Genomic DNA, 26,609 nt, shown 5'->3' on the forward strand with positions numbered 1-26,609 from the left:
AGATGCATAGTAAAGAGTTATTTTCAGAATACGAGGCAAATGTAAGATCGTACAGCAGAAGTTTCCCAGAGATATTTACAAAGGCCAAGGGAGCCAAGATGTATGACGAGAATGGTAAGGAGTATATAGACTTCTTCGCAGGAGCAGGCGCGCTGAACTATGGTCATAACAATGATTATATAAAGGAGAAGGTTATCGATTACATCCAGAGCGATGGAATCATGCATTCTCTTGACATGATGACAGCACCAAAGGCTGAATTCATCGAGTTTTTTGAGAAAAAGGTCCTTGAGCCTAGAGGACTTGATTACAAGATCATGTTCGCAGGTCCTACAGGAACAAATGCAGTTGAGTCACTCTTAAAGCTTGCACGTAAGGTCAAGAAGAGAGAGATGATCTGGGCATATATGGGTTGTTTCCATGGTATGACACTTGGCTCAATATCACTTACAAGTGATGCTGCAAGCCGTGCAGGAGCAGGCGTTGGACTTGACAACGTATACCACATTCCAGCTCCTTACATGTTCCCAGAGCTTGATACGATCAAGTTCATGCAGACACTTCTTGATGACGATCACTCAGGTGTTGAGAAGCCTGCAGCAATCTTTATCGAGACAGTACAGGCAGATGGTGGTGTAAATGTATTCTCAGTAGAGTACCTCAAGGCACTCCGTGAGTTCTGTGATAAGAACGATATCCTTATGGTTGTTGATGACGTACAGGTAGGCTGTGCAAGAACAGGTACATTCTTCTCATTTGAGAGAGCAGGAATCAAGCCTGATATGTTCTCACTTTCAAAGTCAATCGGCGGATACCCATTCCCTATGGGACTTGCAATGTTCAAGCCGGAGTATGATCTCTGGAAGCCGGGTGAGCATTCAGGTACATTCCGTGGAATCCAGCTCTCAATGGTAGCTGCAAAGGCAGGACTTGAGTTCATGCTTGACAACAACATCGAGGCAGAGACAAGACGTAAGGGCGAGATAGTTAGAGAGTATCTTGAGAAGAATATAGACGGCGATCCAAATGTAATTGCAACACGTGGTATCGGACTCCTCTGGGGCGTAGAGGTTAAGGACGATGCAACAGCAGGTGCCATCACAGCAAGAGCTTTCAAGAAGGGTCTTGTAATAGAGAGAGCTGGCCGTGACAACGCGGTCATCAAGATCATGCCACCACTTATCATCTCAGATGAGGATCTTATTGCAGGTCTTGATATTCTCAAGGCAGCTATTGATGGTGAGTAATTTGTAATTTAATGAGCATTGTGACAGTTGTAATTGCGCAAGACTGATATAATGCGAATATCCACATGAAGCCGATAGGCGACATGATATAAAGTTAAACATAGGCTGCGGAGTTTTCCGCAGCCTATGTTTTTGGTGGGATGAATAGGGCTGTGCGGGCAGTTTGCCAATTTGGAAATTTTTGAATACTGGTCAGCGAAGATCAGTTGCCGGTCTGTTTCAGGTCGGCACACAAATGTTGCTGTAATTAAGCGTAATATAATGGAATATACATATAATTCAACTATATGTAAAAATGGACTGGTTTATACACAAAATATAGAAAAAAGAGTTTGCTAATGTTGACATATATGTTATAATCAGTCTAGCGCGTGTGGAGACTTCACGGGGACTTCACACCATGAAATATAAAGTTTACGTAGGAGGTAACAAACAAATGGCAAACAAGTGGGTTTATATGTTTAGCGAAGGCGACATGACCATGCGTAATCTTCTCGGTGGTAAGGGTGCAAACCTTGCAGAGATGACAGCAATTGGTCTTCCAGTTCCACAGGGTTTCACAATTACAACAGAGGCTTGTACTCAGTACTATGAGGATGGCCGTAAGATCAATGACGAGATCATGGCTCAGGCTATGGATGGCGTTAAGAAGATGGAGGAGATCAACGGCAAGAAGTTCGGAGATCTTGAGAATCCATTACTTGTATCAGTTCGTTCAGGTGCAAGAGCATCTATGCCAGGTATGATGGATACAATCCTTAACCTTGGTCTTAACGATGACGTTGTTGCAGCTATGATAGCACACAACCCAGATCCAGCATTCGAGCGTTTCGTATACGATTCATACAGACGTTTCATCCAGATGTTCTCAGACGTTGTTATGGAAGTTGGTAAGAAGTACTTCGAGCAGCTCATCGACAAGATGAAGGAAGAGAAGGGTGTTAAGTTCGATGTAGAGCTTACAGCACAGGATCTCAAGACACTTGCTGAGCAGTTCAAGGCAGAGTACAAGAACCAGTTAGGAACAGATTTCCCTTCAGACCCAGTTGAGCAGTTAAAGTTAGCTATCGAGGCTGTATTCCGTTCATGGGATAACCCACGTGCGAACGTATACAGAAGAGACAACGATATCCCTTATTCATGGGGTACAGCAGTTAACGTAATGCCTATGGTATTCGGTAACCTGAACAATGAGTCTGGTACAGGTGTTGCATTTACTCGTGACCCTGCAACAGGTGAGAAGAAGCTTATGGGTGAGTTCCTTATCAATGCACAGGGCGAGGACGTTGTTGCCGGTGTTCGTACACCAATGCCAATCGCTCAGATGGAGCAGGAGTTCCCAGATGCTTATGCAGAGTTCATCAAGGTTTGTGAGACTCTTGAGAATCACTACCATGATATGCAGGATATGGAGTTCACAGTTGAGAACAAGAAGCTTTACATGCTTCAGTGTAGAAATGGTAAGAGAACAGCTCAGGCAGCTCTTCAGATCGCTTGTGACCTTGTTGATGAGGGACATAAGACAGAGGAAGAGGCAGTTGCAATGATCGATCCTCGTAACCTTGATACACTTCTTCACCCACAGTTTGATGCAGCAGCTCTTAAGGCAGCTACACCAATGGGCAAGGGACTTGGCGCTTCACCAGGTGCTGCTTGTGGTAAGATCGTATTCACAGCTGACGATGCTGAGGCATGGGCAGCTAGAGGCGAGAAGGTAGTTCTTGTACGTCTTGAGACATCACCAGAGGATATCACAGGTATGAAGTCAGCACAGGGTATTCTTACAGTTCGTGGTGGTATGACATCACACGCTGCAGTTGTTGCCCGTGGTATGGGTACATGCTGTGTATCAGGTTGTGGCGATATCGTTATGGACGAGGAGAACAAGAAGTTCACACTCGCTGGCAAGGAATTCCATGAGGGAGATTACATCTCAATCGATGGTACAACAGGTAACATTTACGATGGAGTTATCAAGACAGTTGATGCTCAGATCGCAGGAACATTCGGCCGTGTTATGGCATGGGCTGATAAGTATAGAACACTTAAGGTTAGAACAAATGCAGATACACCAGCAGATGCTAAGAAGGCACGTGAGCTTGGTGCAGAGGGTATCGGTCTTTGCCGTACAGAGCATATGTTCTTTGATCCAGAGAGAATCGCAGCATTCCGTGAGATGATCTGCTCTGATACAGTAGAAGAGAGAGAGGAAGCTCTTAATAAGATCCTTCCATATCAGCAGGGAGACTTCAAGGCTCTTTATGAGGCACTTGAGGGTAACCCAGTTACTATCAGATTCCTGGATCCACCTCTTCATGAGTTCGTTCCAACAGAGGAGGCTGACATTGAGAAGCTTGCTGCTGCTAAGAACAAGAGCGTTGAGGAGATTAAGGCACTTTGCAACTCACTCCATGAGTTCAACCCTATGATGGGTCACAGAGGATGCCGTCTTGCTGTAACATATCCAGAGATCGCTAAGATGCAGACAAAGGCTGTTATCCGTGCAGCAATCGAGGTTCAGAAGGAGCATCCAGATTGGACAGTTGAGCCAGAGATCATGATCCCACTTGTATGTGAGGTTAAGGAGCTTAAGTACGTTAAGAAGGTAGTTGTTGAGACAGCTGACGCTGAGATCGCTGCTGCTGGCGTAGATCTTAAGTATGAGGTTGGTACAATGATCGAGATCCCAAGAGCAGCTCTTACAGCTGATGAGATCGCTAAGGAAGCTGACTTCTTCTGCTTCGGTACAAACGACCTTACACAGATGACATTCGGATTCTCAAGAGATGATGCTGGTAAGTTCTTAAATGCTTACTATGATGCTAAGATCTTCGAGAACGATCCATTTGCTAAGCTTGATCAGACAGGTGTTGGTAAGCTCATGGATATGGCAGTTAAGCTTGGTAAGCCAGTTAATCCAAAGCTTCACATCGGTATCTGTGGTGAGCACGGTGGAGATCCTTCATCAGTTGAGTTCTGCCACAAGATTGGTCTTGATTATGTATCATGTTCACCATTCAGAGTACCTATCGCTAGACTTGCTGCTGCTCAGGCTGCAATCGCTAACAAGTAGGATTCGGACGAACAGAACTTGTAAGTAATTAGCTTAATAAAGACAATATGAGTCCCTGTAATTGCCATGAGGTGGTTACAGGGACTTTTTTGTAAAAAATATGCATATCAAAAAGGAGAAATCAATAGCCGATACTTGATTATATTATGTACTGATGATATTGTGGTCTATGGAAATTAAACATAGGAAGAATATATAATGAATGAAAGAGATGTAGAAATTAGTAAAAGAGAAGCTAAGAAGAAGGAACGTAGGTCGAGAAAGGACAAGCTTGCAATAGAGAAGAGAATACTTCGTCTGTCTTTTATGGGAAGTGTCTTCTTCATACTTGCGGAGGGCGTGATGGCATGGTATACCCATTCACATTCGCTTTGGACGGACTGCCTGTTCGACTCCGCAGATCTGGTCATGATAGGACCATTTATGGTGCTGGTTCCGCTTCTGTATAAACCTGTGACAGAGAAACATCCATATGGCTATGCCCAGGTGGAATCACTTTTCCTCCTTGTGAAGTACAGTGTATTACTTGCACTCACATGTAATCTCATGGTTGAGAATATAAAGCTGTTGTTTCATGGTGGACATGAGGTAGATGCGGGGAGCATAGCGGTATTCGAATTTCTTGTATGTGTATGTTGTGCGGTTATGTATGCGATACTCGGTCATTACAGTAAGAAATATGAGTCTACAACTATTAAAGCGGAGTTGTATATGTGGAAGCTTGACGTAATAAGCAGTATGGGAGTTGCTGTAGCATTTGCGGTACAGACTGCTCTGTTGCATACAAACCTGCGTTTTATTACCCCTTATATTGATCCGGCTGTAGCGGTGGTTATGGCACTTCTTCTTATAAAAGAGCCGGTGTGCGAGATATTTCAGAGTATCAAGAATCTTATTCTTTTTGCTCCGGAGGAAGAGACGCTTAGTCAGATACGAGCCATAGTGGATCAGCATATGAAGGATTACCCATATGAGGTCACTTTTCTGGATGTCATCCAGACCGGGCGGAAGCTGTGGGTTGAGGTATATATAGGAAATCAGACGGATGTGATACATATAAGTATCATTCATAAGGTGAGAGACGAGATAAAACAGGAGCTAAGGGATAAGTATGATCAGGTGTATATAGAGGTCATACCAGATTGATAGTAAAGCTGTAATACAAAATACAAATGATCAAGGGGATGCAAGGATATTGTTACATTATGAAGTTTTTGAAAGTTCATGTGATACCGATAGATATATAGTTCTGCTTCATGGATTTGGAGGAAACAACAGGGTATGGAAGAAGCAGATTCCCTTGCTTCAGAAGAAGTTTAATGTTCTGGCGATAACTTTGCCAAGTCATGGAGACAGTGAACTAAAATTGTCCAAGATGGGAAGTACGCTGGATGTTGTCGTGGGTGAGATAACACAGGTGCTTGATGAGCGGGGGATACAGCGAGCTGTTTTTATGGGCGTATCACTTGGAACTATATTTATCAAATATATGGAGATGAGATGCGGAAGTTACATAGATAAAGCAATACTTGTGGGTGCGCTGGGCACGGTTGGAAAACCACTCAGGCGTGCTGTCAATGTCTTTGCTAAGATAGGTGACAAACTTCCATTTCCTGTCGTCTACAGAATAATGGCAAAGTTATTTATGCCATGGAAAGTCAGCAAGACAAGCAGGAAGGTGTTCTGCAAATGTGCCAAGGCATTAAACAGTCAGGAATTTAAGGCGTATATGAATATTTTTATTGAGCATTTTTCACTTTGTGACGAGTTCGTGAGCAGATTACACGAGGAGAATGTATATATTTCCGGGCGTGGTGATCTGTGTTTTATAAATGGAATCGTGGAGGAAGCTGATCTGACAGATGCGGAGCTGATAATAATAGAGCATTGTGGTCACGTGTGCAACATAGATCAGAGCAGACAATTCAATGATATTATTTCTGAATTGCTAGACATTGAATGAATTAAAAGTGGAATATGATACGACAAGGATATACTATCTTAAAATGCTGATAAATAAGGATAAGGAGACTGTGATATGGCAACGATGAACACGTATACGGGAAACAAAATAGATCCGATGAATATGGCAGTTGCTGACATATCAATACAGGATATAGCGCATGCGTTAAGCCTCACGTGCCGCGGTGGAGGGCATGTGTCCTATTTCTTTTCTGTGGCACAGCACTCCATCAACTGTATGAATGAGGCGAAGGCAAGGGGATGGTCAGAGCGGTTACAGCTTGCCTGCCTGTTGCACGATGCCAGCGAGGCGTATATATCAGACATAATCAGACCGGTAAAAGCGCATTTGTCCAATTATCTTGAGATAGAGAGTTCGATCATGAACGTTATACTTGAGCGATTTGGACTTGCTGATCTGAGCGAAGAAGAGAATGCGATGTGGAAACAGATAGATGATGATATGATGAACTTCGAACTTAAGAATCTGATGAAAGGCGAGGAGTACAGGAATACGGACAACCTTAGTTCAGTCCCTGCTGAGGCCGAAAGACCATGGCGAGAAGTGGAAGATGAATTTGAGGCTGAATGTAAGAAACTTATAGAGAAAATGTCAGATCAGACCGGCAAGTAGTCGATAGTGAATAGTTATTTTTAATTACAAAAATGTATGATAATACCTCCCAGGCGGATGATGGAAATATAACAATCTGCCTGGGAGGTATTTGTTTTGACAATTATGATCAGATGTTGTCAAAGTATCCGACATAGTCGACCTTGTATGGTCCATCTGGGAAAAGGTATTCATATAGATCTATGAAATAGTCGTCGGTCATGCTGGCGATGAAGTCTACTACGATTTCGTTTGGATCCTGACTGAGATAATTGTTGATGAATTCTTTTTTACCAAAATAATTGCTATACCGGTTTGCATCTTTTATGTAGTTGACATGGTGTTTATACAGTATGGAATCAGTGTCTTTGCTCTTAGCCTGCCTCAGTAATTCTTCGTATATACAATAGAACATTGGCTTTATGTTGTCATTATACATTGTGTTGAGGCTGTCATTGTTATATATGTTCTGGTAATTCTCAGTCTTGGCTTTGGAGAAGGTCTCATATACATCCGGATCCATGCTTATATAAGGTTTTCCGTAGCTATTTTCTATGATATTGACAGTCATATTGTGAATTATCTGGGCGTTGGAGGATCCAAGGCTGCCTGCAGAGAAAGAATCATCATTTGGAATGAGACCGATCTTTATTGCATCCTGCCTGTCTTTTCCGAGGTAGGCTATGATATCGCTGATCCTCATGATACAGCCTTCAAGTGTACCTGGGATCTGTTTTTTATTTGCAGAAGGATCTGTGTAGCAGTCCTCCACCGACCTGTCAAATTCCCCCCATGGATCGTCAGTGTTAAATGTCTTAGGTGTATAGCATTGCTGTTCCATTTCACCGTTGTGACATATAACACCATCAAGCACCTGGAGGCTGATATTTCGGAATATAAGTTTGTCAAGGACTTTGGCGCTGTGGATGTTGTGGTTGAAGAGCCTTCCGGTATGCTCGTTGTAGATCTCATTCAGATAACGCTCTCCGGCATGACCAAATGGAGTATGTCCTATGTCATGTCCAAGGGAGATCGCCTCTATTAGATCAAGATTGAGTCCAAGAGTCATTCCGATAGTCCTTGCAATTCTGGATACAAGCTGGACGTGGAGTGCACGTCTTGATATGTCATCGTTCTTGTAGCATGAGATAACTTGTGTCTTATCAGAATAGCGATTGTAATAGTTGTTGTGAAGTATCTTTTCCACATCCATGACAAATGCAGGTCTCCACAGATGTGGGGCATCATGGTCTGGTTGACGCCTTATAATGTCAGAGTCATTGCATGCATATGGGTTTATCTTGCCGTGTTCACGGTCGCCTAAGATCTGTTCATAAACTTCTTTTGATAAAGAATGGTATTTTGAATCTTTATTTACACTCATTAAAAATCTCCTGTTCAGTAAAATGTGATAGTCAACATATGCAGCCTGCTTAGACCATATATATCAGAATGCATATGAATTATTATAAATATTCTTGAGATCATAAGTCAAATGTGCTGAAAGTTATTTATTACTAAATCGGTATATTTGAGGACCATATGACAGTGATTATAAATTATATTTTATCATAAACTTTAAAAATACTATATTTTGTGAGACTATTAAACCTTGGGGAAACAATTCATTATGTGCCTGGGAAGCTTCGGGCATGTCGTTTTCTTGCCCGTTTTTGTGCATGGGGTAAAATCGGTTATCTTATGTTCTACATTTTATTTGTCTATGGGGTAGAAATTCACCTTATGTTCCAGCTTAAGTTTTGTGCAGGGGTAACAAATTTTTTATCCCTGAAAATGCCCACAAATGGCTGAAAATCAGCGTTTGACTGAAAATGCAGAAGTTGCTTGAAATGCGTTGAAAACGGCAGAAACACTAGCTATAATGCGTTGCAAGCAGATCTGTTAAATGTCAAAAATTTGGAGGTCGATTGTGAAGAAATATATAGATATCCAGGTGGTAAGGGAAAGAGAAACAATGCTCGATGACATCACATTCCCGGTAAACACAGGGGCATTTCAGGTTGGAGATATCATCAGTATCACGGAAAAAGTGGATGGGGCCAATGCAAGTATACGGTATGACGAAAAAGAGGATGTCCTCAGAGCGTTCAGCCGTAATAATGAGCTGAGTAAGGACCAGAACTTAAGAGGATTCTGGGAATATGTTCAGAAAATGGACAAGGAACCATTTGCAAGGTATCCACATTACATATTTTTCGGAGAGTGGCTTGTGAAACATACGGTGATATATGAAAAAGATAACTATGACAAATTTTATCTGTTCAGCATATTCGATGGAGATGCTGATCAGTGGCTGTCTCAGGACTCTGTGAAATCTATTGCAGATGAATGTGGCATTCCATATGTACATGAACTCTATTATGGGAAATTTATAAGCTGGGAACACTGTAAACAGTTTGCAAATGATCCTGCCTATGGAAAAAAGCAGGAGGGAATTGTCATAAAGAACCAGACGGCTCTTTTGGAGGGACGTGAGCCACATGTTTTGAAGTATGTAAATCCAGAATTTTATGAGATAAAGGTGGATAACCGCAGGCAGAATATGAGGAAAAGGGATGATCAACAGAAAAAAGCAGACATGGATGAGGCAGAAAGATATGCTCGAACGATCGTCACCGAGGCCAGGGTGCGGAAAATAGTAAATAAGCTTGTGGATGAAGGAATAATTCCCGAAAAAATTGAGAGGAAGGATTTGCAGATTATTTATAAGAATCTTCCAAAGAGAATTTATGAAGACTGCCTGAAAGAAGAACCCGAAATCATTCAGAAGGCGGGAAACTATGCCGGAAAGATGTGTATGAAGGTTGGGATAGAGATATTCAGAAAAGAATGGAAAATTTGATACACGGCTATAAGCGTAAAGAGGAACATTTAGATTTTTAAACTACGGGTTCATAGCCAATCAGCCGGATGTGATATAAACTAGGGCATATCAATAAATGAATATGCGGAAGATTTGAAAGATATGAGCAGATACCGAAGACAAAGCTTATGAGACGTTGTCCGGTTGCGATACGAATAGACGGCAAGGCATTTCATACATATACAAGGAATTTTAAGAGACCGTTTGATTCTGTTTTTATGAGAGCTATGCAGGCAGGCGGTTAAAGAAGAGGGTACGGAGGATCCCAAATATATCAAAGTCCTTGATAAGGCCTGTGAGACTGGGGCGATGTTTGATTCAAGATGCTTCAATATACCGAAGGAAGAGGTGACGAATCTCATATATTGGAGGCAGCTCGACGCATCCCGCAATTCGATACAGATGGTTGGACATGCCAATTTCTCACAGAAGCAGATGCATGGCAAGTCCACCGGTGATATACAGGATATGCTGATGCTTGAGAAGAATATAAACTGGAATGACTTTTCGGTGACATGCAAGAGAGGAAGCTGCTGCATCAGGGGACAGGCAGATGAAGTCCCGTCATGTACAGGAGACAGCAGCAACGAAAATTCCAGAGGATGGATGATAGACAATGATATACCGATATTCAAGGGCGAGGAAAGAGAGTATGTTGACCATCTTATATATATTGGAGAGCAGTAAAAACAGAGAGTATTGGAATAGCAGGTTAAAAAACTAACAGGATAATAGAGTAATGTAATAGCATAATATCAAAGGGGTGTAAAAAATATGGATCGCAGAGAGATGAACAGAAGTATATTTCAGGATACAGAGCGCATGTGCAAGACGGATGCTGAGCTTTCAGCTGTCACAAAGATATCGGTGGCAAATCAGCGCTTTATAGCAGAGGCGGAGGTTATACCAACGCCTGAACTGAATATTTACAAAAAGGCAAATGTGGTTGTCTCAAAGAAGAGAACCTATGAGGCGGCAAAGGCCTATAAAGGGAATCATGTAGCAGTGCATAACTTTGCATCAGCGACAAATCCAGGCGGCGGAGTTGTAAATGGTGCGGGGGCGCAGGAGGAATGTCTCTGCAGATGTTCCAATCTGTATTTCTGTCTGAACACCCCTGATATGTGGGGAATGTTCTACACACCGCACAGAGCGGCGCATGATCCAATACATAACGATGACATCATATACACTCCAGATATCGTTGTGTTCAAGACTGATACAGATCGTCCGGAACTAATGGAGCGTGATGACTGGTATATAGTTGATGTGATCACATGTGCGGCGCCAAATCTCAGGGAAACCCCCAGCAATAGATATAATTCCGGAGATGGAACGAGAGCGGTGACACCCAGCAATAGAGAACTTCAGGTCATCCATGAGAAAAGACTCAGAAGAATACTTGACAGCGCGGTTATAAATCATGCAGACACAGTAATACTCGGGGCGTTTGGTTGCGGAGCATTCTGTAACGAACCGCAGGTCGTGGCAACTGCTGCGGCAAATGTGGTGAGGGATTATATGTACGCATTTAAGAATATCGAGTTTGCTGTATACTGCAGACCAAGCGACGATTCCAATTACAGAGTGTTTAATAGCGTATTAAGTTCATTGTAAAAAACAAACTGGTACGAGAGAAGACTTGAGTATGCAAAGGCGAACATAAGTCTGCCGGATGAGCCGGATTACAAGGCAATTAAATAAAGGAGTGATTTTGAAATGATTTATATTACAGGCGACTGTCACGGGAGGTTTGGGAGATTTATGTCAGGAGGATTTTCCTGCTGCCCGGATCTAACTGAAAATGATACAGTGATCGTATGCGGGGATCTTGGTTTGCTCTGGACAAAAGGAGAGTCCTTTGAACAGGACTGTGAATTCTTCGCAAAGCAGTCATTTACACTTCTATGGGTTCAGGGAAATCATGAGAATTACAATATGATAGATGAATACCCGGTGGAGAAGTGGCATGGTGGCAAAGTGCGGCATATAGTCCGTGATAAGGTGATACTTCTTGAGCGCGGACAGGTATTCGATATAGAGGGAAAAAGATATTTTACGTTCGGAGGAGCACAGAGCCACGATATAAGCGGTGGCGTGCTTGATAAGGATGATCCTTTGTTCGAGCATAAATATAATTTGGCAATGGGGAGTGGCAGACCGTTCAGAATATTGAACACATCATGGTGGAAACAGGAGCTTCCGACAGATACAGAGATAGAGGAAGCAAGGGTAAATCTTGAGAGCTGTGATTACAAGGTCGACTATGTCATAACCCATTGCGCATCAAACACTATACAGCTGAAGCTTGAAGATATAAAGAGGATGCATGGACGCCTGCATGAATTGTACGCTCAGAATATACTGACGGATTTCTTTGAGGAACTTGAAGGAAAACTTGAATATTCCATGTGGTACTTCGGACATTATCACGAGGATATGTACGTGGATACGAAGCACAGACTTATATATTATGATATGGTGCCTGTGGTATGGAATTAGTTCGTTAGAGATAGCAAATATCGTGATGAACAGATCATATTTGAAGAGCCAGATGTTAAAAATCACCTGAAATAAAAGGGGATAACATATAAATGTAATTATTAAAATAAGGAGGATACGAATATTATGGAGAAAATGATAGTGACAAGAGCTCTGGATGAGAGAGACCTTCTGATAAAGAAGATCAATGATGCCATAGACAGAGCCAGTTTTGTGACAGTGAAAAAGACATCAGATGATATCGTTATCGGTGGTAAGAAGAGCGTGCAGGAGTTTGATGACGAGGCGAGGGCGGATCTTCAGAGTATAAGGGATCTCATAAGCAGATACAACAGGCTTGATGCAGCGATCCTGCTTGCAAATGCCACTACGGATATAGAGGTGGCAGGGGTGACCATGACGAGGGCAGCGGCAATCAATCTCAGAAAGACTTTACTTGGAAGAAGTTTCTCAAATACTAACTTTGATGACGCTCTTATCAGAAAGATAAATAACGATTTCACCAAGGCCAAGATGGCTATCAATAAGTCACAGGAGAATGCCGACAGACAGAAGGAGGCCATGAGTACAGCGCTTGCTTCAAGTGATAAGAAGGTTCTCAGTGACGACAGTCTGAAAAGCATATCTGCCTACTGCGATAATCTTGTATACAGCATGGTGGATCCAATTGACGCTGAAAAGGTTGTTGGAGACTTACAGGGCAGACAGGATGAGCTTAAAGCTAATCTTGAGAGCGCTATAAGAATATCGAACGCGACTACATATGTAGAGTTCTGATATTTCAGAACGGACAGGTAAATTCTTCATAAGTATTGCTTACAGTACGAATAGCTTCTATTCAGTCCGCAGCACACGGCGATAAGTGTGTACTTAAGCGTTTATACCCAAGTGGTTTAAGGGAATGGCTAAACAGTCATAGGGCAAAAATATTTGCCGCGAGGGTTCGACTCCCTCTAATCGCGCCAAAATTATCTTGTTGGTCAAATGGTAAGACAATGCTCTGCAACAGCATGAATACAGGTTCGATCCCTGTACAAGAACCCAAATGGTATTCTTCTTTAAGGAAGGCGGGCTTGAACTGTTAATAGTCACCGGTTAATAGATAATGGGTATTGGTTAACTTATAAGAGTGTTGAATAGATATCAGATATATAATAATTGTTCTTTAGGCATCAGAATATGATGCTGAAATCCATGAGAATGGTTAATGGAGGTGCTGACTGATCAGCCCGAAGCTGCCCACATGGCTGTACTGTAAGCAATATTTATAATTTTGCCTGTATTTTCAAAAGTGTTATACAAATTTTAGAAATAATTAATTGAATAAATCCTCCTTGTGATATAAGGTTAGAATAATATATATGATAATGGCGTTTCTGTATTGTGTCAGACATATATATCCTAAAAAATATCACAAGGAGGATTTTTATATGAAAGAAGTAAAACAGCCAAAGAAGCCGCTGATATTTTATTATCTGATAGTGCTTATCATAATAATGGTTCTCAATTTCATATTTGTCCCATGGTTTGCTGAGAGAAGTATAGAGGAGGTGGACTATGGTACGTTCATATCCATGACAGATGACAAGAAGATCGATGAGGTAGACATTGAGGCACAGTCAAATGTCATCTATTTTACAGGCAAAGATGACAAGAAGGTGTATAAGACTGCTATGGTGAGTGATGAGAACTTAACCGAGCGACTTTACAAGTCGGGAGCCAAGTTCTCAGGTCAGGAGATCAAGCAGACATCACCGATACTCAGTTTTATACTCAGTTGGATCGTGCCTATACTTATATTCACATTACTTGGAAGAATGCTTGCCAATCAGATGATGAAGCACGCCGGAGGCGGCAAGAATTCCATGATGTTTGGAATGGGCAAGAGTAATGCGAAGATATATGTTAATTCCACAGAGGGAATAAAGTTTACAGATGTCGCCGGAGAGGATGAGGCGAAGGAGAATTTGACTGAGATAGTTGAGTATCTTCACAATCCTGGAAAGTACAAGGAGATCGGCGCTTCCATGCCAAAGGGTATTCTTCTTGTGGGTCCTCCGGGAACAGGTAAGACCATGCTTGCCAAGGCTGTAGCCGGAGAGGCGAATGTACCTTTCTTCTCAATGTCCGGTTCAGAGTTCGTTGAGATGTTCGTAGGTATGGGTGCTTCAAAGGTAAGGGATTTGTTCCAGCAGGCAAAGGAAAAGGCTCCATGTATAGTGTTCATCGATGAGATAGATGCCATAGGTAAGAAGAGAGATGGACAGATAGGCGGCAATGATGAGCGAGAGCAGACACTTAACCAGCTTCTAACCGAGATGGATGGATTCGAGGGCAACAATGGTGTCATCATCCTTGCAGCAACCAACAGACCGGATTCACTTGATCCTGCACTGCTCAGACCGGGAAGATTTGACAGACGAGTACCTGTGGAACTTCCGGATCTCAAGGGACGTGAGGATATACTTAAGGTTCACGCCAAGAAGGTCAAGATAGGAGACAATGTAGACTTCAATAAGATAGCCAGAATGGCATCAGGAGCATCAGGTGCCGAGCTCGCAAATATTGTAAATGAGGCGGCGCTCAGGGCTGTCAGAGCCGGCAGAGGCTTCGTGACACAGGCCGATATGGAAGAGAGCATAGAGGTCGTAATTGCAGGTTACCAGAGAAAGAATGCGATACTTACAGACAAGGAGAAGCTTGTCGTGTCATACCATGAGATCGGACATGCGCTTGTAGCTGCCAAGCAGACTGATTCAGCGCCTGTCCAGAAGATAACCATAGTTCCGAGAACATCAGGAGCTCTTGGTTACACCATGCAGGTGGATGAGGGTAATCACTATCTTATGACCAAGGAAGAGATTGAGAATAAGATAGCGACACTCACAGGCGGAAGAGCTGCAGAGGAGATAGTATTTGGATCTATTACAACGGGAGCCTCCAACGATATAGAACAGGCAACAAAGCTTGCAAGAGCTATGATCACCAAATACGGAATGAGCAAAGATTTTGATATGGTAGCCATGGAGGTAGAAACTAACAAATACCTTGGCGGTGATTCATCACTTTCGTGCTCGGCAGAGACGCAGACACTCATAGACAAGAAGGTTGTGGAGCTTATAAGAAAGCAGCATGAGAAGGCGGCAACCATTATCCTCGAGAACAGAGCGAAGCTTGATGAGCTTTCCAATTATCTGTATCAGAAGGAGACGATCACAGGCGAGGAGTTTATGAAGATATTGAATTCATGATTCTCTTAGATATAATTTCAGTTACCGGGTGCTGGCATTTTACAATTCCGCACCCGGTAACCATAAGATAGACTTGTACTGGATTCAGAATAGTAGTATTACGTCAATTCCTCGTGGTCAAGCTCCAACAGTTTGAAATGATTCTTTTTGAACTCTATAAGTCCTTCACTCTGCATGTTGGACAGCTCCTTTGACAGTGCGGTTCTGTCGACATTCAGGTAGTCGGCAAACTGTTCCCTGTTAAATGGGATATCGAACTCAGTTGTTCCAAGAGAGCTGGCAAGTCCTGAGAGATAATAGCTGACACGCTCACGTATCTTCTTTGGCTTTATATAGAAGATATGAAGAGAGAGTGTGAGACTTCTTCTCGATGATAGGAGAAGAAGATTCTTCAGCATTTGCAGATGCCACGGATAACTGTTGTATTTGCCGGACATGATATCCTGTGCGTTGAGCAGGAATACGATAGTAGGCTCTGTTGCTCTTGCGTCGATCATGAGTTTGTGTCCGGACAGGGCGTATGTTTCACCGAACACCTTTCCAGGAAGTGCTGAACTCAGGATACTTTTGGAGCCCCAGTAGTCAACATTCTCAACAATCACCCGGCCTTTGATGACTATTCCAAGCTCCTCGGTTATTTCGCCGGCTTTGAATATAGTGGAGTTGTATCTGTAATAGTGTTCGCGCAGGATCCTGAGATCCATCATGGTTTTGATATCGGCTTCAGAGATTCCTTTAAATGCCATCATGTTGAGTACTTCAGACAATTGATATTGAGGAATTTTAAGTTTCATACATAACCTCCATCTTATTATTTATTTCTATGCAGAGCAGCAGTCTGCAGCGTAGTATATTATAGTGACAAGGTGTCATGATGCAGGGGTGCGATCAGGCTTTCAGCTATAGGATGTATATTTTTTCAAAACACAGTATATTGTATATGTGTAATAAATTATCCCTTGTCCATACACAATATATATTATTCATATATTTTCTCAAATTTTTTCAAAAAAAGTTGTTTAAATCTTCATTACGTGGTTATAACAACCGAATTTATGAGTAAAGTATAATATACTTACAAATGAAAAGCAAGGAATGTGATAAGCATTATTGAATTATAGAAGATTATTCTGTATAATAAGTAAATAGTGTGTCACATTTTCACATATTAAAACACTGAAAGGAGAAATTTTATCATGTTACAGAACCAGGAATGGGAATCATTCACAGGTAGACTCTGGAAGGAAGAGTGTAATGTAAGAGACTTCATCCAGAACAACTACACACAGTACGATGGAGACGAGAGTTTCCTTGCAGCCCCAACAGATGCTACTAACAAGCTTTGGGATAAGCTTCAGGCACTTCAGAAGGCTGAGAGAGATAACGGTGGAGTTTTAAAGGAGGATGCTGATGTTGTATCAAGCATCACATCTTATGGCCCAGGCTACATTGATCCAGAGACAAAGGATCTTGAGCAGATTGTAGGTCTTCAGACAGATGAGCCACTTAAGAGAGCATTTATGCCTTATGGTGGTATCAAGATGGCTGAGGAGGCTCTTCAGATGTATGGATATACTCCAAACGAGAACTTCCACAAGATCTTCACTGAGTATCACAAGACACACAACCAGGCAGTATTTGATGCTTACACACCAGAGATGCTGGCAGCTCGTCATACACATATCGTAACAGGACTTCCTGACACATATGGTCGTGGACGTATCGTAGGTGACTACAGAAGAGTTGCTCTTTACGGTATTGATCAGCTTATCGCTTGGAAGGAAGAGGATAAGGCTAACTGTGGCGATGGCAACATGTTTGATGATGTCATCCGTCAGAGAGAAGAGCTTTCAGAGCAGATTAAGCGTCTCAAAGAGATGAAGGTTATGGCTCAGTCATACGGATATGACATTTCAAAGCCAGCTTCAAACGCTAAAGAGGCTGTTCAGTGGTTATACTTCGGATACCTTGCAGCTATCAAGACTCAGAACGGTGCAGCTATGTCAGTTGGACGTGTATCTACATTCCTTGATATCTACATTGAGAGAGATATTAAGGCTGGTAAGCTTACAGAGGCTGAGGCTCAGGAGCTTATCGATCATTTCACAATGAAGCTTCGTATGGTTAAGTTCGCAAGAATTAAGTCATACAACGAGCTGTTCTCAGGAGATCCTGTATGGGCTACTCTTGAGGTTGGTGGTATCGGTGTTGACGGACGTTCAATGGTTACAAAGAACGATTACAGATTCCTTCATACACTTGAGAATATGGGACCAGCTCCAGAGCCAAACCTTACAGTTCTTTACTCATCAGCTCTTCAGGATACATTCAAGAAGTATGCTGCTAAGATTTCTGTAAGAACAAGCTCAATCCAGTATGAGAACGATGATGTAATGAAGCCAATCTGGGGCGATGATTACTCAATCTGCTGCTGTGTATCAGCTACACAGACTGGTAAGGAGATGCAGTTCTTCGGAGCTCGTGCAAACCTTGCTAAGTGTCTTCTTTACGCTATCAATGGTGGTAAGGATGAGAAGTTCCTTGACAAGAAGACTGGTAAGCCAATGCAGGTAGGTCCAGAGTACTCACCTATCACATCAGAGTACCTTGACTATGATGAAGTACTTGCTAAGTACAAGAAGATGCTTGACTGGTTAGCAGGACTTTATGTAAATATTCTTAACCTCATCCAGTACATGCATGACAAGTACTACTATGAGTCAGCTGAGATGGCACTTATCGATACAGATGTACGTCGTACATTTGCAACAGGTATCGCTGGATTCTCACACGTAATCGACTCACTGTCAGCAATCAAGTACGCTAAGGTTAAGGTTATCCGTAACGCAGAGACAGGACTTGCAGAGGACTTCGAGATCGAAGGCGAGTTCCCTAAGTATGGTAACGATGACGACAGAGCTGATAACATCGGTGTATGGCTTCTTCATGAGTTCCTTACAGACATCAAGAAGAGACACACATATCGTAATTCAGAGCCTACAACATCTATCCTTACAATCACATCTAACGTAGTTTATGGTAAGTACACAGGTAACCTTCCAGATGGAAGACGTGCTTGGACACCATTTGCACCAGGTGCTAACCCAAGCTACGGCGCTGAGACATCAGGACTTCTTGCATCACTTAACTCTGTTGCAAAGATTCCTTATGAGTGGTCACTGGATGGTATCTCAAATACACAGACAATGAACCCATCAGCACTTGGACATGATGAGGAAGAGAGAGCTACAAAGCTTGTAAGCGCAATGGATGGATACTTCGATCAGGGCGCTCATCATCTGAACGTAAACGTATTTGGTAAGGATAAGCTCCTTGATGCTATGGAGAATCCAGATAAGCCAGAGTACGCTAACTTCACAATCCGTGTATCAGGATATGCTGTTAAGTTCATATCACTTACACGTGAGCAGCAGCTCGATGTTATCAACAGAACATTCCATGACTCACTTTAATTCTTAGCTGACGCTGGATTTTCAGTGAAGTTATAGATGCTTTGTCAGATATAACAAGAACCATGGTCCCGGGGATAACCTCTCCGGGACTTTTTTTAAGAATATGTATTTATATCATTTTTATAAGAGATAATAGACATGTAGTTTTGTTTGTAATTACTTTCATTAATTGAGAGTTGTATTTGAATAGGAAGAACTTAGAGGTGAAATATGTCTGAAAAGAAACAGGTTTTAGGATATGTCCATTCGACAGAGAGCTTTGGAGCAGTAGATGGTCCAGGCATAAGATTTGTAGTTTTTTTACAGGGCTGCAAGATGAGATGTAAATATTGTCACAACCCAGAGACATGGAATCTTGTGACAGACTATAGTAAGCTTTACTCAGATGAAACAAGCGATGCTGAGAGAGAAGAACTTGAGAAGAAGATAGAAGAGAATACAAAGCTGCTGAAGGATAAGGGCGTCAAGATCGAGGCGAGGACCCCTGAGGATCTGTTAAAGCAGGCGCTCCGCTATAAGCCATATTGGAAAAACGGCGGTGGTATAACAGTGAGCGGTGGTGAGGCGCTGCTTCAGATGGATTTCCTCATCGAGTTTTTCAAGCTTGCAAAGGCTGAGGGTATTCATACAACAATAGATACAGCCGGCAATCCATTTACAAGGGAGGAGCCATTCTTCTCCAAGTTCAATGAGCTGATGAACCTCACAGATCTGTTCCTGCTCGATATCAAGCAGATCAATGATGACAAGCATAGAGATCTCACAGGATTCTCCAACAGCAATATACTTGATCTTGCACAGTATCTGTCAGATCAGGGTAAGCATATGTGGATCAGACACGTACTGGTACCAACCATCACAACTGATGAGGATGATCTGAAGAAGACAAAGGAGTTCATAGATACTCTCAAGACTGTCGATAAAGTTGAGGTACTTCCATATCACAAGCTCGGAATCACTGAGTGGGAGAGACTTGGAATACCATATAAGCTTGAGGGAATCGACCCGCCTACTGATGAGGAGCAGAAGCTTGCAAAGAGTATTCTGGAATAAATTTAAGAACAAGAACCGGGAAAATCATCGATAGTTCAATTCCCAGTCGATGCTGTAGCAGTGTATAAAAATATTTGTATTGAGACACAGGTGCTATATAAGATGTTAAAACCGTTGTAACGGGTGTGACATTTTATATAGTACCTGTGTCTTTGTTATATCAACAAATAAGTTTAACATAATTAATTAGTAAACAGTGGCTATGTGCATGCAAAAGAAGTTATAATATATAATTAAAGTGCTACAAACACGTTATATCACTGCAAAGTATATGGGGGAGTAAATTATGTATAAGATAGACGAGAACGCATGGGATGAAAAATATGTACTGCTGATCCCTGCCATGCTGGATGCGCATTTTCCTCTGATAAAATACGCCTTTTATTCAAGGGATTATCATCCGGTCATACTGTCAAATGAGGATCATATCACGGATGTGGGACTTAAGTACGTGAACAATGATATGTGCTATCCGATAGTGTTAAATGCCGGGCAGATGATAGATGCACTGCAGTCAGGCAAATATGATATCATACGGACAAGACTTCTCATGCCGACGGCGGGGGATGCATGCAGGGGAGCCAACTACTTACATGTGTTAAAGGAGTCGGTGAGAAAGGCTGGATTTGACAGGGCAAAGATACTATCCCTGAATGTTAAGGGGTTGGAGAAGAATTGTCAGATGCGTGTGCAGCCATTCATGGTGTGGAGAGCACTGTTCGGACTTTTCTACGGAGATATACTCATGCTGCTCCTCAATCAGACAAGGCCAAATGAGGTGAAAAAGGGGCAGTCGCAAAAGGTTTGGCAGAAGTGGATAGATATCCTGTCCAGAGATCTGAAAGAGGGAAAGAATCTGACACTTGGAAAGATGAAGAAAAATTTCGACAGGATAGCCAGGGATTTTTCAAGGATAAGGCTGAATGATAAAAGAAAACAGCGTGTTGGGATAGTTGGGGAACTGTACATAAAATATTGCCACTTGGGAAACTGGAATATGATAAAGTTCCTTGAGTCAAATGGATGTGAGAGTCATACAAATGGACTTTCATGGTATGCCATGTACTATATGGATTCACACCTCACGGACAATATGACATTTGAATCTCTGCTTTACAAGGCGGGGCTGAAGTTCTTCGGCAGCCTGCAGAGAGCAATGATAGAGGCGCTTAGAAAATATGGGTTCTATACCATGGAGGATTTCTTCACGATGAAGCGTGAGGCTGAAGGGTATGTGAGCTGGGGATACAAAACCGGGGATGGTTGGCTCATCGGCGCGGAGATTACGGGACACATACTCCATGAGTGTCCAAAGGTTTTGGCGGTTCAGCCATTTGGCTGTATGCCTAATCACACATGTGGAAGAGGTTTGTACCCTTCACTTCAGAAGAAACTGCCGCAGGGCATGATAGTGAGCTGTGATGTGGATTCCAGTGGTTCAAAGCTGAATGTTTACAACAGGGCGAGGATGCTGGTGGACATGCCACTTAAAATGGGGAAATAGGCAATTGCGAAACTTAAATACGCTGAATGTGCAAGAGATGTTTTAGCATACCAATCAGGGGTCGCTCTCGCTTAACTCAGTCTGCAACGGTACTAAAGATGTCACTAACGTGCCATCTAAGTACCGGCGACTTCGTATTCCCCTGATTTGGTAATGCTAAACATCTTCTTGCATGTTGAATAGATTAAGGGTTTCGTAATTGCCTAAATGGAAAATAGAAAATGGAGAAATAAAGATGAAAAAGATATTTGTTGTTGAAGATGACGAGAGCATATGTGATGAGCTAGTGCAGATACTTGAGAATGAGGGCTATGAGGCTGAGAGTCTTAAGAACTTTGACAATACAAAGAACGATATATTGAAAGCGGCACCGAATCTGGTGCTCATGGATATCAATATTCCGGGGATAAACGGCAGAAACCTAGTGAAGGAGATACGAAAGGAATCTGATGTGCCTATCATCATGGTTACAAGCAGGACTTCCGAGATGGATGAGGTGCTGTCCATGAGTTATGGCGCGGATGATTATATAACAAAGCCGTACAATCCGACGATACTTCTGCTTAGGATAGCGGCGGTGCTCAAGCGCATGGAGGGCAGCCAGAATACAGCATCATACAGAGATGCGGAGGTCAACTTCAGCAAGGGGACAATCAGCAAAGGTGATCAGGAGATGGTTCTCACCAAGAATGAGATGATCATATTCCAGCTGCTGCTTGCCAACAGGGAAAAGATAGTGTCGAGGGATGAGATCATGACAGACCTGTGGGACAATGACGAGTTTGTAAATGACAATGCGCTCACAGTAAATATAAGCAGGCTCAGGGGGAAACTGGCGGATCTTGGATATGATGATGCCATAGAGACCAGGAAGAAGCAGGGATACCGACTTGTATGACAGGTAAGTGGGATTATATATCATTTACAGCGACAAAAGATTGGAGTAATTTGGCAAAATGAAATTTGGCTTGTATATAAAGGATAAACTTGGAATAATTGCGGGATATGCGGGATTTGTGATATTCACATATCTGCTCATGATGGCATTTCACTCACAGTTACAGATGAGAATTATGTTCGTGATCGTGGCTGTGATATTTGTCGTCTCGGTTATCGCTTTCGATTATCTGAGAAAATATAAGTTCTACAACAGTCTGGTCGGACATCTGGATGAACTGGATCAGAAGTATCTCATACTTGACACTTTGGACGAGCCTGACTTCTACGAGGGCAAGCTGGTGTATTCAGCTATGTACGACATCAACAAGTCTATGACTGAGAATGTGAGAAAGTACAGGGACAGCGTGGAAGATTTCAAGGACTTTATAGAGATCTGGGTTCACGAGATCAAGCTTCCGATAGCCAGTCTGGTGCTCATGTGCCACAACAACAGGGATGTGATCCCGAGAAAATACGAGGAACAGGTCGCAAGGCTTGACGCGTATGCGGATCAGGTTCTCTACTATGTGAGGGCGGAGCATGCATCGGCAGATTACAGATTTGCCGAGACAAATCTTAAGAGTGTCATCGGAAGGGTGGCTGTGAAGAACAAGGATGTGCTGCTTGATGGTGACATATCGCTGAATGTTCATGATGTGGATGAATGTGTTGTGACGGATTCAAAATGGCTTGAGTTTATGGTAAATCAGATCGTGAGCAACAGTATCAAGTATATAGACCGAGGACAGGAGAAGACTATAGAGATCTGGACTGAACCGTTGGGTGACGGCAAGGCTCTGCACATAAAGGACAATGGAATAGGTATACCACAGTCTGATATTCCACTTGTGTGCAGGAAATCATTTACCGGGGAAAATGGGCGGAAACATGCGAAATCCACAGGTATGGGCCTTTATATAATAGACAATCTGTGCAGGCAGCTGGGACATAAGCTGGATATAACGTCAAAGGTGGATGAATACACAGATGTGAGTATAGTATTTGGACATAATGATATATACAAGATTGGATGATATAAAAATTGAGTTTTGCGATAGTGGGATACCAGATCGGGTGAGCGTCCCAATGTTACAGAATTGTAATGTTAGGTAATAATGGAAAAAGGACAATTGCTTTCAAAATGTGTAAACTGCAAATATGTTCAATGGTGAGAGCAGTAATAATCAAACATTTGAGGAGGCATTTCAATGGAAAATCCAATGGGAAATTCAATGGAAACAATATTAAAGATTGACAACATTGAGAAGTATTATGGAAACAAATCCAATATGACAAAGGCCATAGATGGAATATCATTCGATGTGGAGGCAGGAGAGTTCGTCGCTATCATGGGTGCATCGGGAAGCGGTAAGACGACACTGCTTAACTGCGTTTCAACTATAGATAAGGTTAGCAGCGGCCATATCTATGTGGGCGGCAAGGATATCACAACACTCAAAGGCAATAAGCTCAACGAATTCAGGAGAGAGGAGCTGGGATTTATATTTCAGGATTTCAACCTTCTTGACACACTCACGGCGTATGAGAATGTCGCACTGGCACTTTCAATACAGAATGTGCCTGCAAAACAGATAGATGCGAAGGTCAGAGCTGTTGCAAAGGAGCTTGAGATCGAGAGTGTTCTGAAGAAGTATCCGTACCAGATGTCGGGCGGTCAGAAGCAGAGAGTCGCATCTGCAAGAGCCATCATCACTGACCCAAAGCTTGTGCTTGCAGATGAGCCTACAGGAGCACTCGATTCCAAGTCGGCAAAGCTGTTGCTTGAGAGATTTAAGCATCTGAATGAGGATCTCATGACAACGATACTCATGGTAACACACGATTCATTTACAGCCAGCTATGCAGGCAGGATCCTTTTCATCAAGGATGGCAAGGTGTTTCATGAGCTCAGAAGAGGCGGAGATACCAGAAAAGAATTCTTCAATAAGATCATAGATGTCGTGACACTGCTTGGAGGTGATCTGAATGACGCTCTTTAAGCTTTCCGCATCAAATATGAAGAAGAGTATAAAGGACTATGCCATATATTTCTTCACTCTGGTACTCGGTGTTGCAATCTTCTATGTGTTCAATGCCATAGAGACGCAGACCGCCATGCTCCGGATATCGGCTGACACAAGACAGGTCGTGCAGCTCATGAGCAAGATGATCGCGGGTGTCAGTGTGTTCATCGCATTTGTGCTCGGATTCCTCATCATATATGCAAGCCGTTTCCTGATGAAGAGGCGTAACAAAGAATTTGGTCTGTACCTCATCCTTGGAATGGGAAAACGCAAGGTGTCCACAATGCTTTTCATAGAGACACTTATCATCGGACTTGTATCACTTGTGGTAGGACTTCTTGTCGGAATAGGAATCTCACAGATAACAAGTGTACTCGTTGCAAACATGTTCGATGTAGATATGTCATCATACAGCTTTGTGTTCTCGGGCAGCGCATTTGTCAAGACATGTTTGTATTTTGCAATCATATATGTGGTGGTTATAATCTTCAACACATTTATCATCAGCAAATGTAAGCTCATCGACCTTTTCCAGAATGGAAGAAAATCTGAGAATGTCAAGATCAAGAATCCGTGGGTATCAGTTATCGTGTTCCTGATATCAGTTGTATCACTTGGATATGCTTATCATGCGGTGATTACCGATATAAATGACATGTACATGAACGATCTCTACAAGTGGATCGTGGTCGGATGCGTTGCAACGGTGCTCTTCTTCTGGTCGGTATCCGGAATGCTCTTCAGGATCGTGTCGTCCATGAAGAATGTGTACTATAAGGGACTCAATTCATTTGTCGTCAGACAGATGAGCAGCCGTGTAAATACAAATGTACTTTCAATATCAGTCATCTGTCTGATGCTTTTTGTGACAATATGTGTGCTTTCATCAGCGCTTGCAGTGAAGAATTCCTTAAATGAGGGCATTGCAAAGTACGCAAGAGCGGATGTGAGTATATCGAAAACCCAGAGCAGTGATTCAATCTATTATGACGAGGACGAGATGGGTAATGACAGCGAGACAAATGATCTTTTGAAGAAACTTGAGGTGACTGATGGAAAGAGCATAGAAGATGTATATAGTGAAAATAATGTGGATCTTGGATCATACTTCTCAGATTACGTTGACGTACACACATATACATGTCCTGCACTTACAATCAGAAACTATCTGGGAGATGAGGCTCTGATTGATTCTCTTGGAATAGATGTAAACGCTTTGTCTAGTTATGAGGGAACGGAGGAGATCATATCACAGTCCGACTATAACAAGGTTGCAAAGATTTATGACAATGCTGAGCTCCAGCTTGCCGATGACGAGTATGCCATCCTTGCAAATTATAGAATATTCGTTAAGATCCGTGATGAGAGACTTCAGGAGGGAAAAGAGATAGAGGTATATGGCAACAAGCTTAAACCGGTTATCTCGTATTGTATAGATGGTGATATAGAGCTTGCCACTCAGCCCCTCAACACAGGTGTGTTTATCGTGCCGGATTCAGCCATTGAAGGTGCACAGTTCGCGAAAGAGTATTTCATCGGAAAGTATGCCAATCAGGACAGGGATGTCATACAGGATAGTGATACGATCATAAGGAATGTATCAAAGAAGGATGAACTTGGTGGACTTATCACAGTAAATACCAAGGACAACGTGAAAGCAGCCAGCGTGGGAGTTGGAGCCATCGCTTCATTTATAGGTATGTATATCGGACTCATATTCCTCATATCCGGTGCAGCCATCCTTGCACTCAAAGAGCTCTCAGAGAGCACAGACAACATAGAGAGATACAAGATGCTCAGGAAACTTGGGGTGGATCAGCACATGATCAACAAGGCTCTTTTCTCACAGATGGGACTATTCTTCATATTCCCACTTGCTCTTGCCATAGTCCATTCGGTATTTGGAATGATGGTCAGCACGAAGATTCTTGACACTATGGGAGCGTATGATATAGCAGGTGCTATCGGAATCACGGCTGCCATTGTGGTAATCATATATGGCGGATATTTCCTTATAACGTATCTGTGCAGCAGGAAGATTATCAGTGAGTGAGGGAAATGAAAAATTTTTCAGGAATAATTGA

At 42.5% G+C, this 26,609-nt stretch carries 21 protein-coding genes, 1 tRNA gene and 1 pseudogene; 21 read left to right on the forward strand and 2 right to left on the reverse strand.

Going from position 1 to position 26,609, the window contains the following annotated elements; translation table 11 throughout:
* Positions 1–2: 2 nt before the first annotated feature.
* The 5 genes from ARA78_RS02090 to ARA78_RS02110 all read left to right on the forward strand — a co-directional run bounded on the left by ARA78_RS02090 (position 3) and on the right by ARA78_RS02110 (position 6,916).
* Entirely contained in the window at positions 3–1,247 is a 1,245-nt protein-coding gene (locus ARA78_RS02090; protein WP_022216005.1) for an aspartate aminotransferase family protein, read from the forward strand.
* Between the two features lie 436 nt (positions 1,248–1,683).
* Complete coding sequence (gene ppdK / locus ARA78_RS02095; protein WP_015534133.1) at positions 1,684–4,320, forward strand: pyruvate, phosphate dikinase; 2,637 nt, start codon at positions 1,684–1,686, stop codon at positions 4,318–4,320.
* A gap of 198 nt (positions 4,321–4,518) precedes the next feature.
* A complete protein-coding gene (locus ARA78_RS02100) occupies positions 4,519–5,466 on the forward strand; it encodes a cation diffusion facilitator family transporter (protein ID WP_055144244.1) in 948 nt (315 codons plus the stop codon).
* 49 nt (positions 5,467–5,515) lie between these two features.
* Positions 5,516–6,283 carry an alpha/beta fold hydrolase gene (locus tag ARA78_RS02105; protein ID WP_055222776.1) on the forward strand — a complete coding sequence of 256 codons (768 nt, stop codon included), beginning with the start codon at positions 5,516–5,518 and terminating at the stop codon, positions 6,281–6,283.
* A 75-nt stretch (positions 6,284–6,358) separates the two neighbouring features.
* On the forward strand, positions 6,359–6,916 hold the full coding sequence (locus ARA78_RS02110) for an HD domain-containing protein (RefSeq protein ID WP_055279915.1): 558 nt from the start codon (positions 6,359–6,361) through the stop codon (positions 6,914–6,916).
* A gap of 109 nt (positions 6,917–7,025) precedes the next feature.
* On the opposite strand, the gene ARA78_RS02115 is transcribed toward ARA78_RS02110, so the two are convergent.
* Positions 7,026–8,279 carry a deoxyguanosinetriphosphate triphosphohydrolase family protein gene (locus tag ARA78_RS02115; protein WP_055272807.1) on the reverse strand — a complete coding sequence of 418 codons (1,254 nt, stop codon included), beginning with the start codon at positions 8,277–8,279 and terminating at the stop codon, positions 7,026–7,028.
* A gap of 546 nt (positions 8,280–8,825) precedes the next feature.
* Here ARA78_RS02115 and ARA78_RS02120 point away from each other — a divergent pair.
* From ARA78_RS02120 to ftsH, 9 genes and pseudogenes are all read left to right on the forward strand, one after another.
* Positions 8,826–9,758 carry an RNA ligase family protein gene (locus tag ARA78_RS02120; RefSeq protein ID WP_242849643.1) on the forward strand — a complete coding sequence of 311 codons (933 nt, stop codon included), beginning with the start codon at positions 8,826–8,828 and terminating at the stop codon, positions 9,756–9,758.
* A 149-nt stretch (positions 9,759–9,907) separates the two neighbouring features.
* Positions 9,908–10,024 (forward strand): tRNA(His) guanylyltransferase Thg1 family protein, encoded by a 117-nt coding sequence (locus ARA78_RS14515; protein ID WP_238050312.1) that lies wholly within the window; start codon positions 9,908–9,910, stop codon positions 10,022–10,024.
* A 64-nt stretch (positions 10,025–10,088) separates the two neighbouring features.
* A complete protein-coding gene (locus ARA78_RS14160) occupies positions 10,089–10,466 on the forward strand; it encodes a hypothetical protein (protein WP_015535051.1) in 378 nt (125 codons plus the stop codon).
* A gap of 87 nt (positions 10,467–10,553) precedes the next feature.
* Entirely contained in the window at positions 10,554–11,396 is an 843-nt protein-coding gene (locus ARA78_RS02130; protein ID WP_015535050.1) for a TIGR02452 family protein, read from the forward strand.
* 102 nt (positions 11,397–11,498) lie between these two features.
* Positions 11,499–12,281, forward strand: coding sequence for a metallophosphoesterase (locus ARA78_RS02135; RefSeq protein WP_055279917.1), 783 nt, complete (start codon positions 11,499–11,501; stop codon positions 12,279–12,281).
* A 126-nt stretch (positions 12,282–12,407) separates the two neighbouring features.
* The gene (locus ARA78_RS02140) at positions 12,408–13,058 is read left to right on the forward strand and encodes a hypothetical protein (protein ID WP_004854102.1); all 651 of its coding nucleotides are present in this window, start codon (positions 12,408–12,410) and stop codon (positions 13,056–13,058) included.
* A gap of 97 nt (positions 13,059–13,155) precedes the next feature.
* A pseudogene (locus ARA78_RS02145) lies at positions 13,156–13,246 on the forward strand.
* A gap of 5 nt (positions 13,247–13,251) precedes the next feature.
* Positions 13,252–13,325 (forward strand) — tRNA-Cys (locus ARA78_RS02150).
* Between the two features lie 386 nt (positions 13,326–13,711).
* Positions 13,712–15,532, forward strand: coding sequence for an ATP-dependent zinc metalloprotease FtsH (ftsH, locus tag ARA78_RS02155; protein ID WP_015535048.1), 1,821 nt, complete (start codon positions 13,712–13,714; stop codon positions 15,530–15,532).
* A gap of 98 nt (positions 15,533–15,630) precedes the next feature.
* Here ftsH and ARA78_RS02160 read toward each other — a convergent pair whose 3' ends face one another.
* The gene (locus tag ARA78_RS02160) at positions 15,631–16,326 is read right to left on the reverse strand and encodes a Crp/Fnr family transcriptional regulator (RefSeq protein WP_004854105.1); all 696 of its coding nucleotides are present in this window, start codon (positions 16,324–16,326) and stop codon (positions 15,631–15,633) included.
* A 402-nt stretch (positions 16,327–16,728) separates the two neighbouring features.
* Here ARA78_RS02160 and pflB point away from each other — a divergent pair, with 402 nt between their 5' ends.
* From pflB to ARA78_RS02195, 7 genes are all read left to right on the forward strand, one after another.
* Entirely contained in the window at positions 16,729–19,005 is a 2,277-nt protein-coding gene (pflB, locus tag ARA78_RS02165; RefSeq protein WP_022216338.1) for a formate C-acetyltransferase, read from the forward strand.
* A 210-nt stretch (positions 19,006–19,215) separates the two neighbouring features.
* Positions 19,216–20,058: a radical SAM protein gene (locus ARA78_RS02170; protein ID WP_015535046.1), complete on the forward strand. Its 843-nt coding sequence runs from the start codon at positions 19,216–19,218 to the stop codon at positions 20,056–20,058.
* 286 nt (positions 20,059–20,344) lie between these two features.
* Complete coding sequence (locus tag ARA78_RS02175; RefSeq protein ID WP_015535045.1) at positions 20,345–21,562, forward strand: 2-hydroxyacyl-CoA dehydratase; 1,218 nt, start codon at positions 20,345–20,347, stop codon at positions 21,560–21,562.
* A gap of 235 nt (positions 21,563–21,797) precedes the next feature.
* Positions 21,798–22,460: a response regulator transcription factor gene (locus ARA78_RS02180; RefSeq protein WP_015535044.1), complete on the forward strand. Its 663-nt coding sequence runs from the start codon at positions 21,798–21,800 to the stop codon at positions 22,458–22,460.
* A 58-nt stretch (positions 22,461–22,518) separates the two neighbouring features.
* Positions 22,519–23,535 (forward strand): sensor histidine kinase, encoded by a 1,017-nt coding sequence (locus ARA78_RS02185; RefSeq protein WP_055279918.1) that lies wholly within the window; start codon positions 22,519–22,521, stop codon positions 23,533–23,535.
* A gap of 198 nt (positions 23,536–23,733) precedes the next feature.
* Entirely contained in the window at positions 23,734–24,501 is a 768-nt protein-coding gene (locus tag ARA78_RS02190; protein ID WP_055280061.1) for an ABC transporter ATP-binding protein, read from the forward strand.
* Complete coding sequence (locus tag ARA78_RS02195; protein WP_015535042.1) at positions 24,488–26,578, forward strand: FtsX-like permease family protein; 2,091 nt, start codon at positions 24,488–24,490, stop codon at positions 26,576–26,578. Before ARA78_RS02190 ends, ARA78_RS02195 begins: the two co-directional genes overlap by 14 nt.
* Positions 26,579–26,609: the final 31 nt, after the last annotated feature.

It is taken from the genome of Coprococcus eutactus (assembly GCF_001404675.1).
Lineage (GTDB): Bacteria > Bacillota > Clostridia > Lachnospirales > Lachnospiraceae > Coprococcus > Coprococcus aceti.

What these genes read in the sequence shown, in the direction of transcription:
- ARA78_RS02090 (WP_022216005.1), top strand. Translation starts at nt 3, where the DNA reads ATGCATAGTAAAGAGTTATTTTCAGAATACGAGGCAAATGTAAGATCG.
- ppdK (WP_015534133.1), top strand. Translation starts at nt 1,684, where the DNA reads ATGGCAAACAAGTGGGTTTATATGTTTAGCGAAGGCGACATGACCATG.
- ARA78_RS02100 (WP_055144244.1), top strand. Translation starts at nt 4,519, where the DNA reads ATGAATGAAAGAGATGTAGAAATTAGTAAAAGAGAAGCTAAGAAGAAG.
- ARA78_RS02110 (WP_055279915.1), top strand. Translation starts at nt 6,359, where the DNA reads ATGGCAACGATGAACACGTATACGGGAAACAAAATAGATCCGATGAAT.
- ARA78_RS02115 (WP_055272807.1), bottom strand. Translation starts at nt 8,279, where the DNA reads ATGAGTGTAAATAAAGATTCAAAATACCATTCTTTATCAAAAGAAGTT.
- ARA78_RS14515 (WP_238050312.1), top strand. Translation starts at nt 9,908, where the DNA reads ATGAGACGTTGTCCGGTTGCGATACGAATAGACGGCAAGGCATTTCAT.
- ARA78_RS14160 (WP_015535051.1), top strand. Translation starts at nt 10,089, where the DNA reads ATGTTTGATTCAAGATGCTTCAATATACCGAAGGAAGAGGTGACGAAT.
- ARA78_RS02130 (WP_015535050.1), top strand. Translation starts at nt 10,554, where the DNA reads ATGGATCGCAGAGAGATGAACAGAAGTATATTTCAGGATACAGAGCGC.
- ARA78_RS02135 (WP_055279917.1), top strand. Translation starts at nt 11,499, where the DNA reads ATGATTTATATTACAGGCGACTGTCACGGGAGGTTTGGGAGATTTATG.
- ARA78_RS02140 (WP_004854102.1), top strand. Translation starts at nt 12,408, where the DNA reads ATGGAGAAAATGATAGTGACAAGAGCTCTGGATGAGAGAGACCTTCTG.
- ftsH (WP_015535048.1), top strand. Translation starts at nt 13,712, where the DNA reads ATGAAAGAAGTAAAACAGCCAAAGAAGCCGCTGATATTTTATTATCTG.
- ARA78_RS02160 (WP_004854105.1), bottom strand. Translation starts at nt 16,326, where the DNA reads ATGAAACTTAAAATTCCTCAATATCAATTGTCTGAAGTACTCAACATG.
- pflB (WP_022216338.1), top strand. Translation starts at nt 16,729, where the DNA reads ATGTTACAGAACCAGGAATGGGAATCATTCACAGGTAGACTCTGGAAG.
- ARA78_RS02170 (WP_015535046.1), top strand. Translation starts at nt 19,216, where the DNA reads ATGTCTGAAAAGAAACAGGTTTTAGGATATGTCCATTCGACAGAGAGC.
- ARA78_RS02175 (WP_015535045.1), top strand. Translation starts at nt 20,345, where the DNA reads ATGTATAAGATAGACGAGAACGCATGGGATGAAAAATATGTACTGCTG.
- ARA78_RS02180 (WP_015535044.1), top strand. Translation starts at nt 21,798, where the DNA reads ATGAAAAAGATATTTGTTGTTGAAGATGACGAGAGCATATGTGATGAG.
- ARA78_RS02185 (WP_055279918.1), top strand. Translation starts at nt 22,519, where the DNA reads ATGAAATTTGGCTTGTATATAAAGGATAAACTTGGAATAATTGCGGGA.
- ARA78_RS02190 (WP_055280061.1), top strand. Translation starts at nt 23,734, where the DNA reads ATGGAAACAATATTAAAGATTGACAACATTGAGAAGTATTATGGAAAC.
- ARA78_RS02195 (WP_015535042.1), top strand. Translation starts at nt 24,488, where the DNA reads ATGACGCTCTTTAAGCTTTCCGCATCAAATATGAAGAAGAGTATAAAG.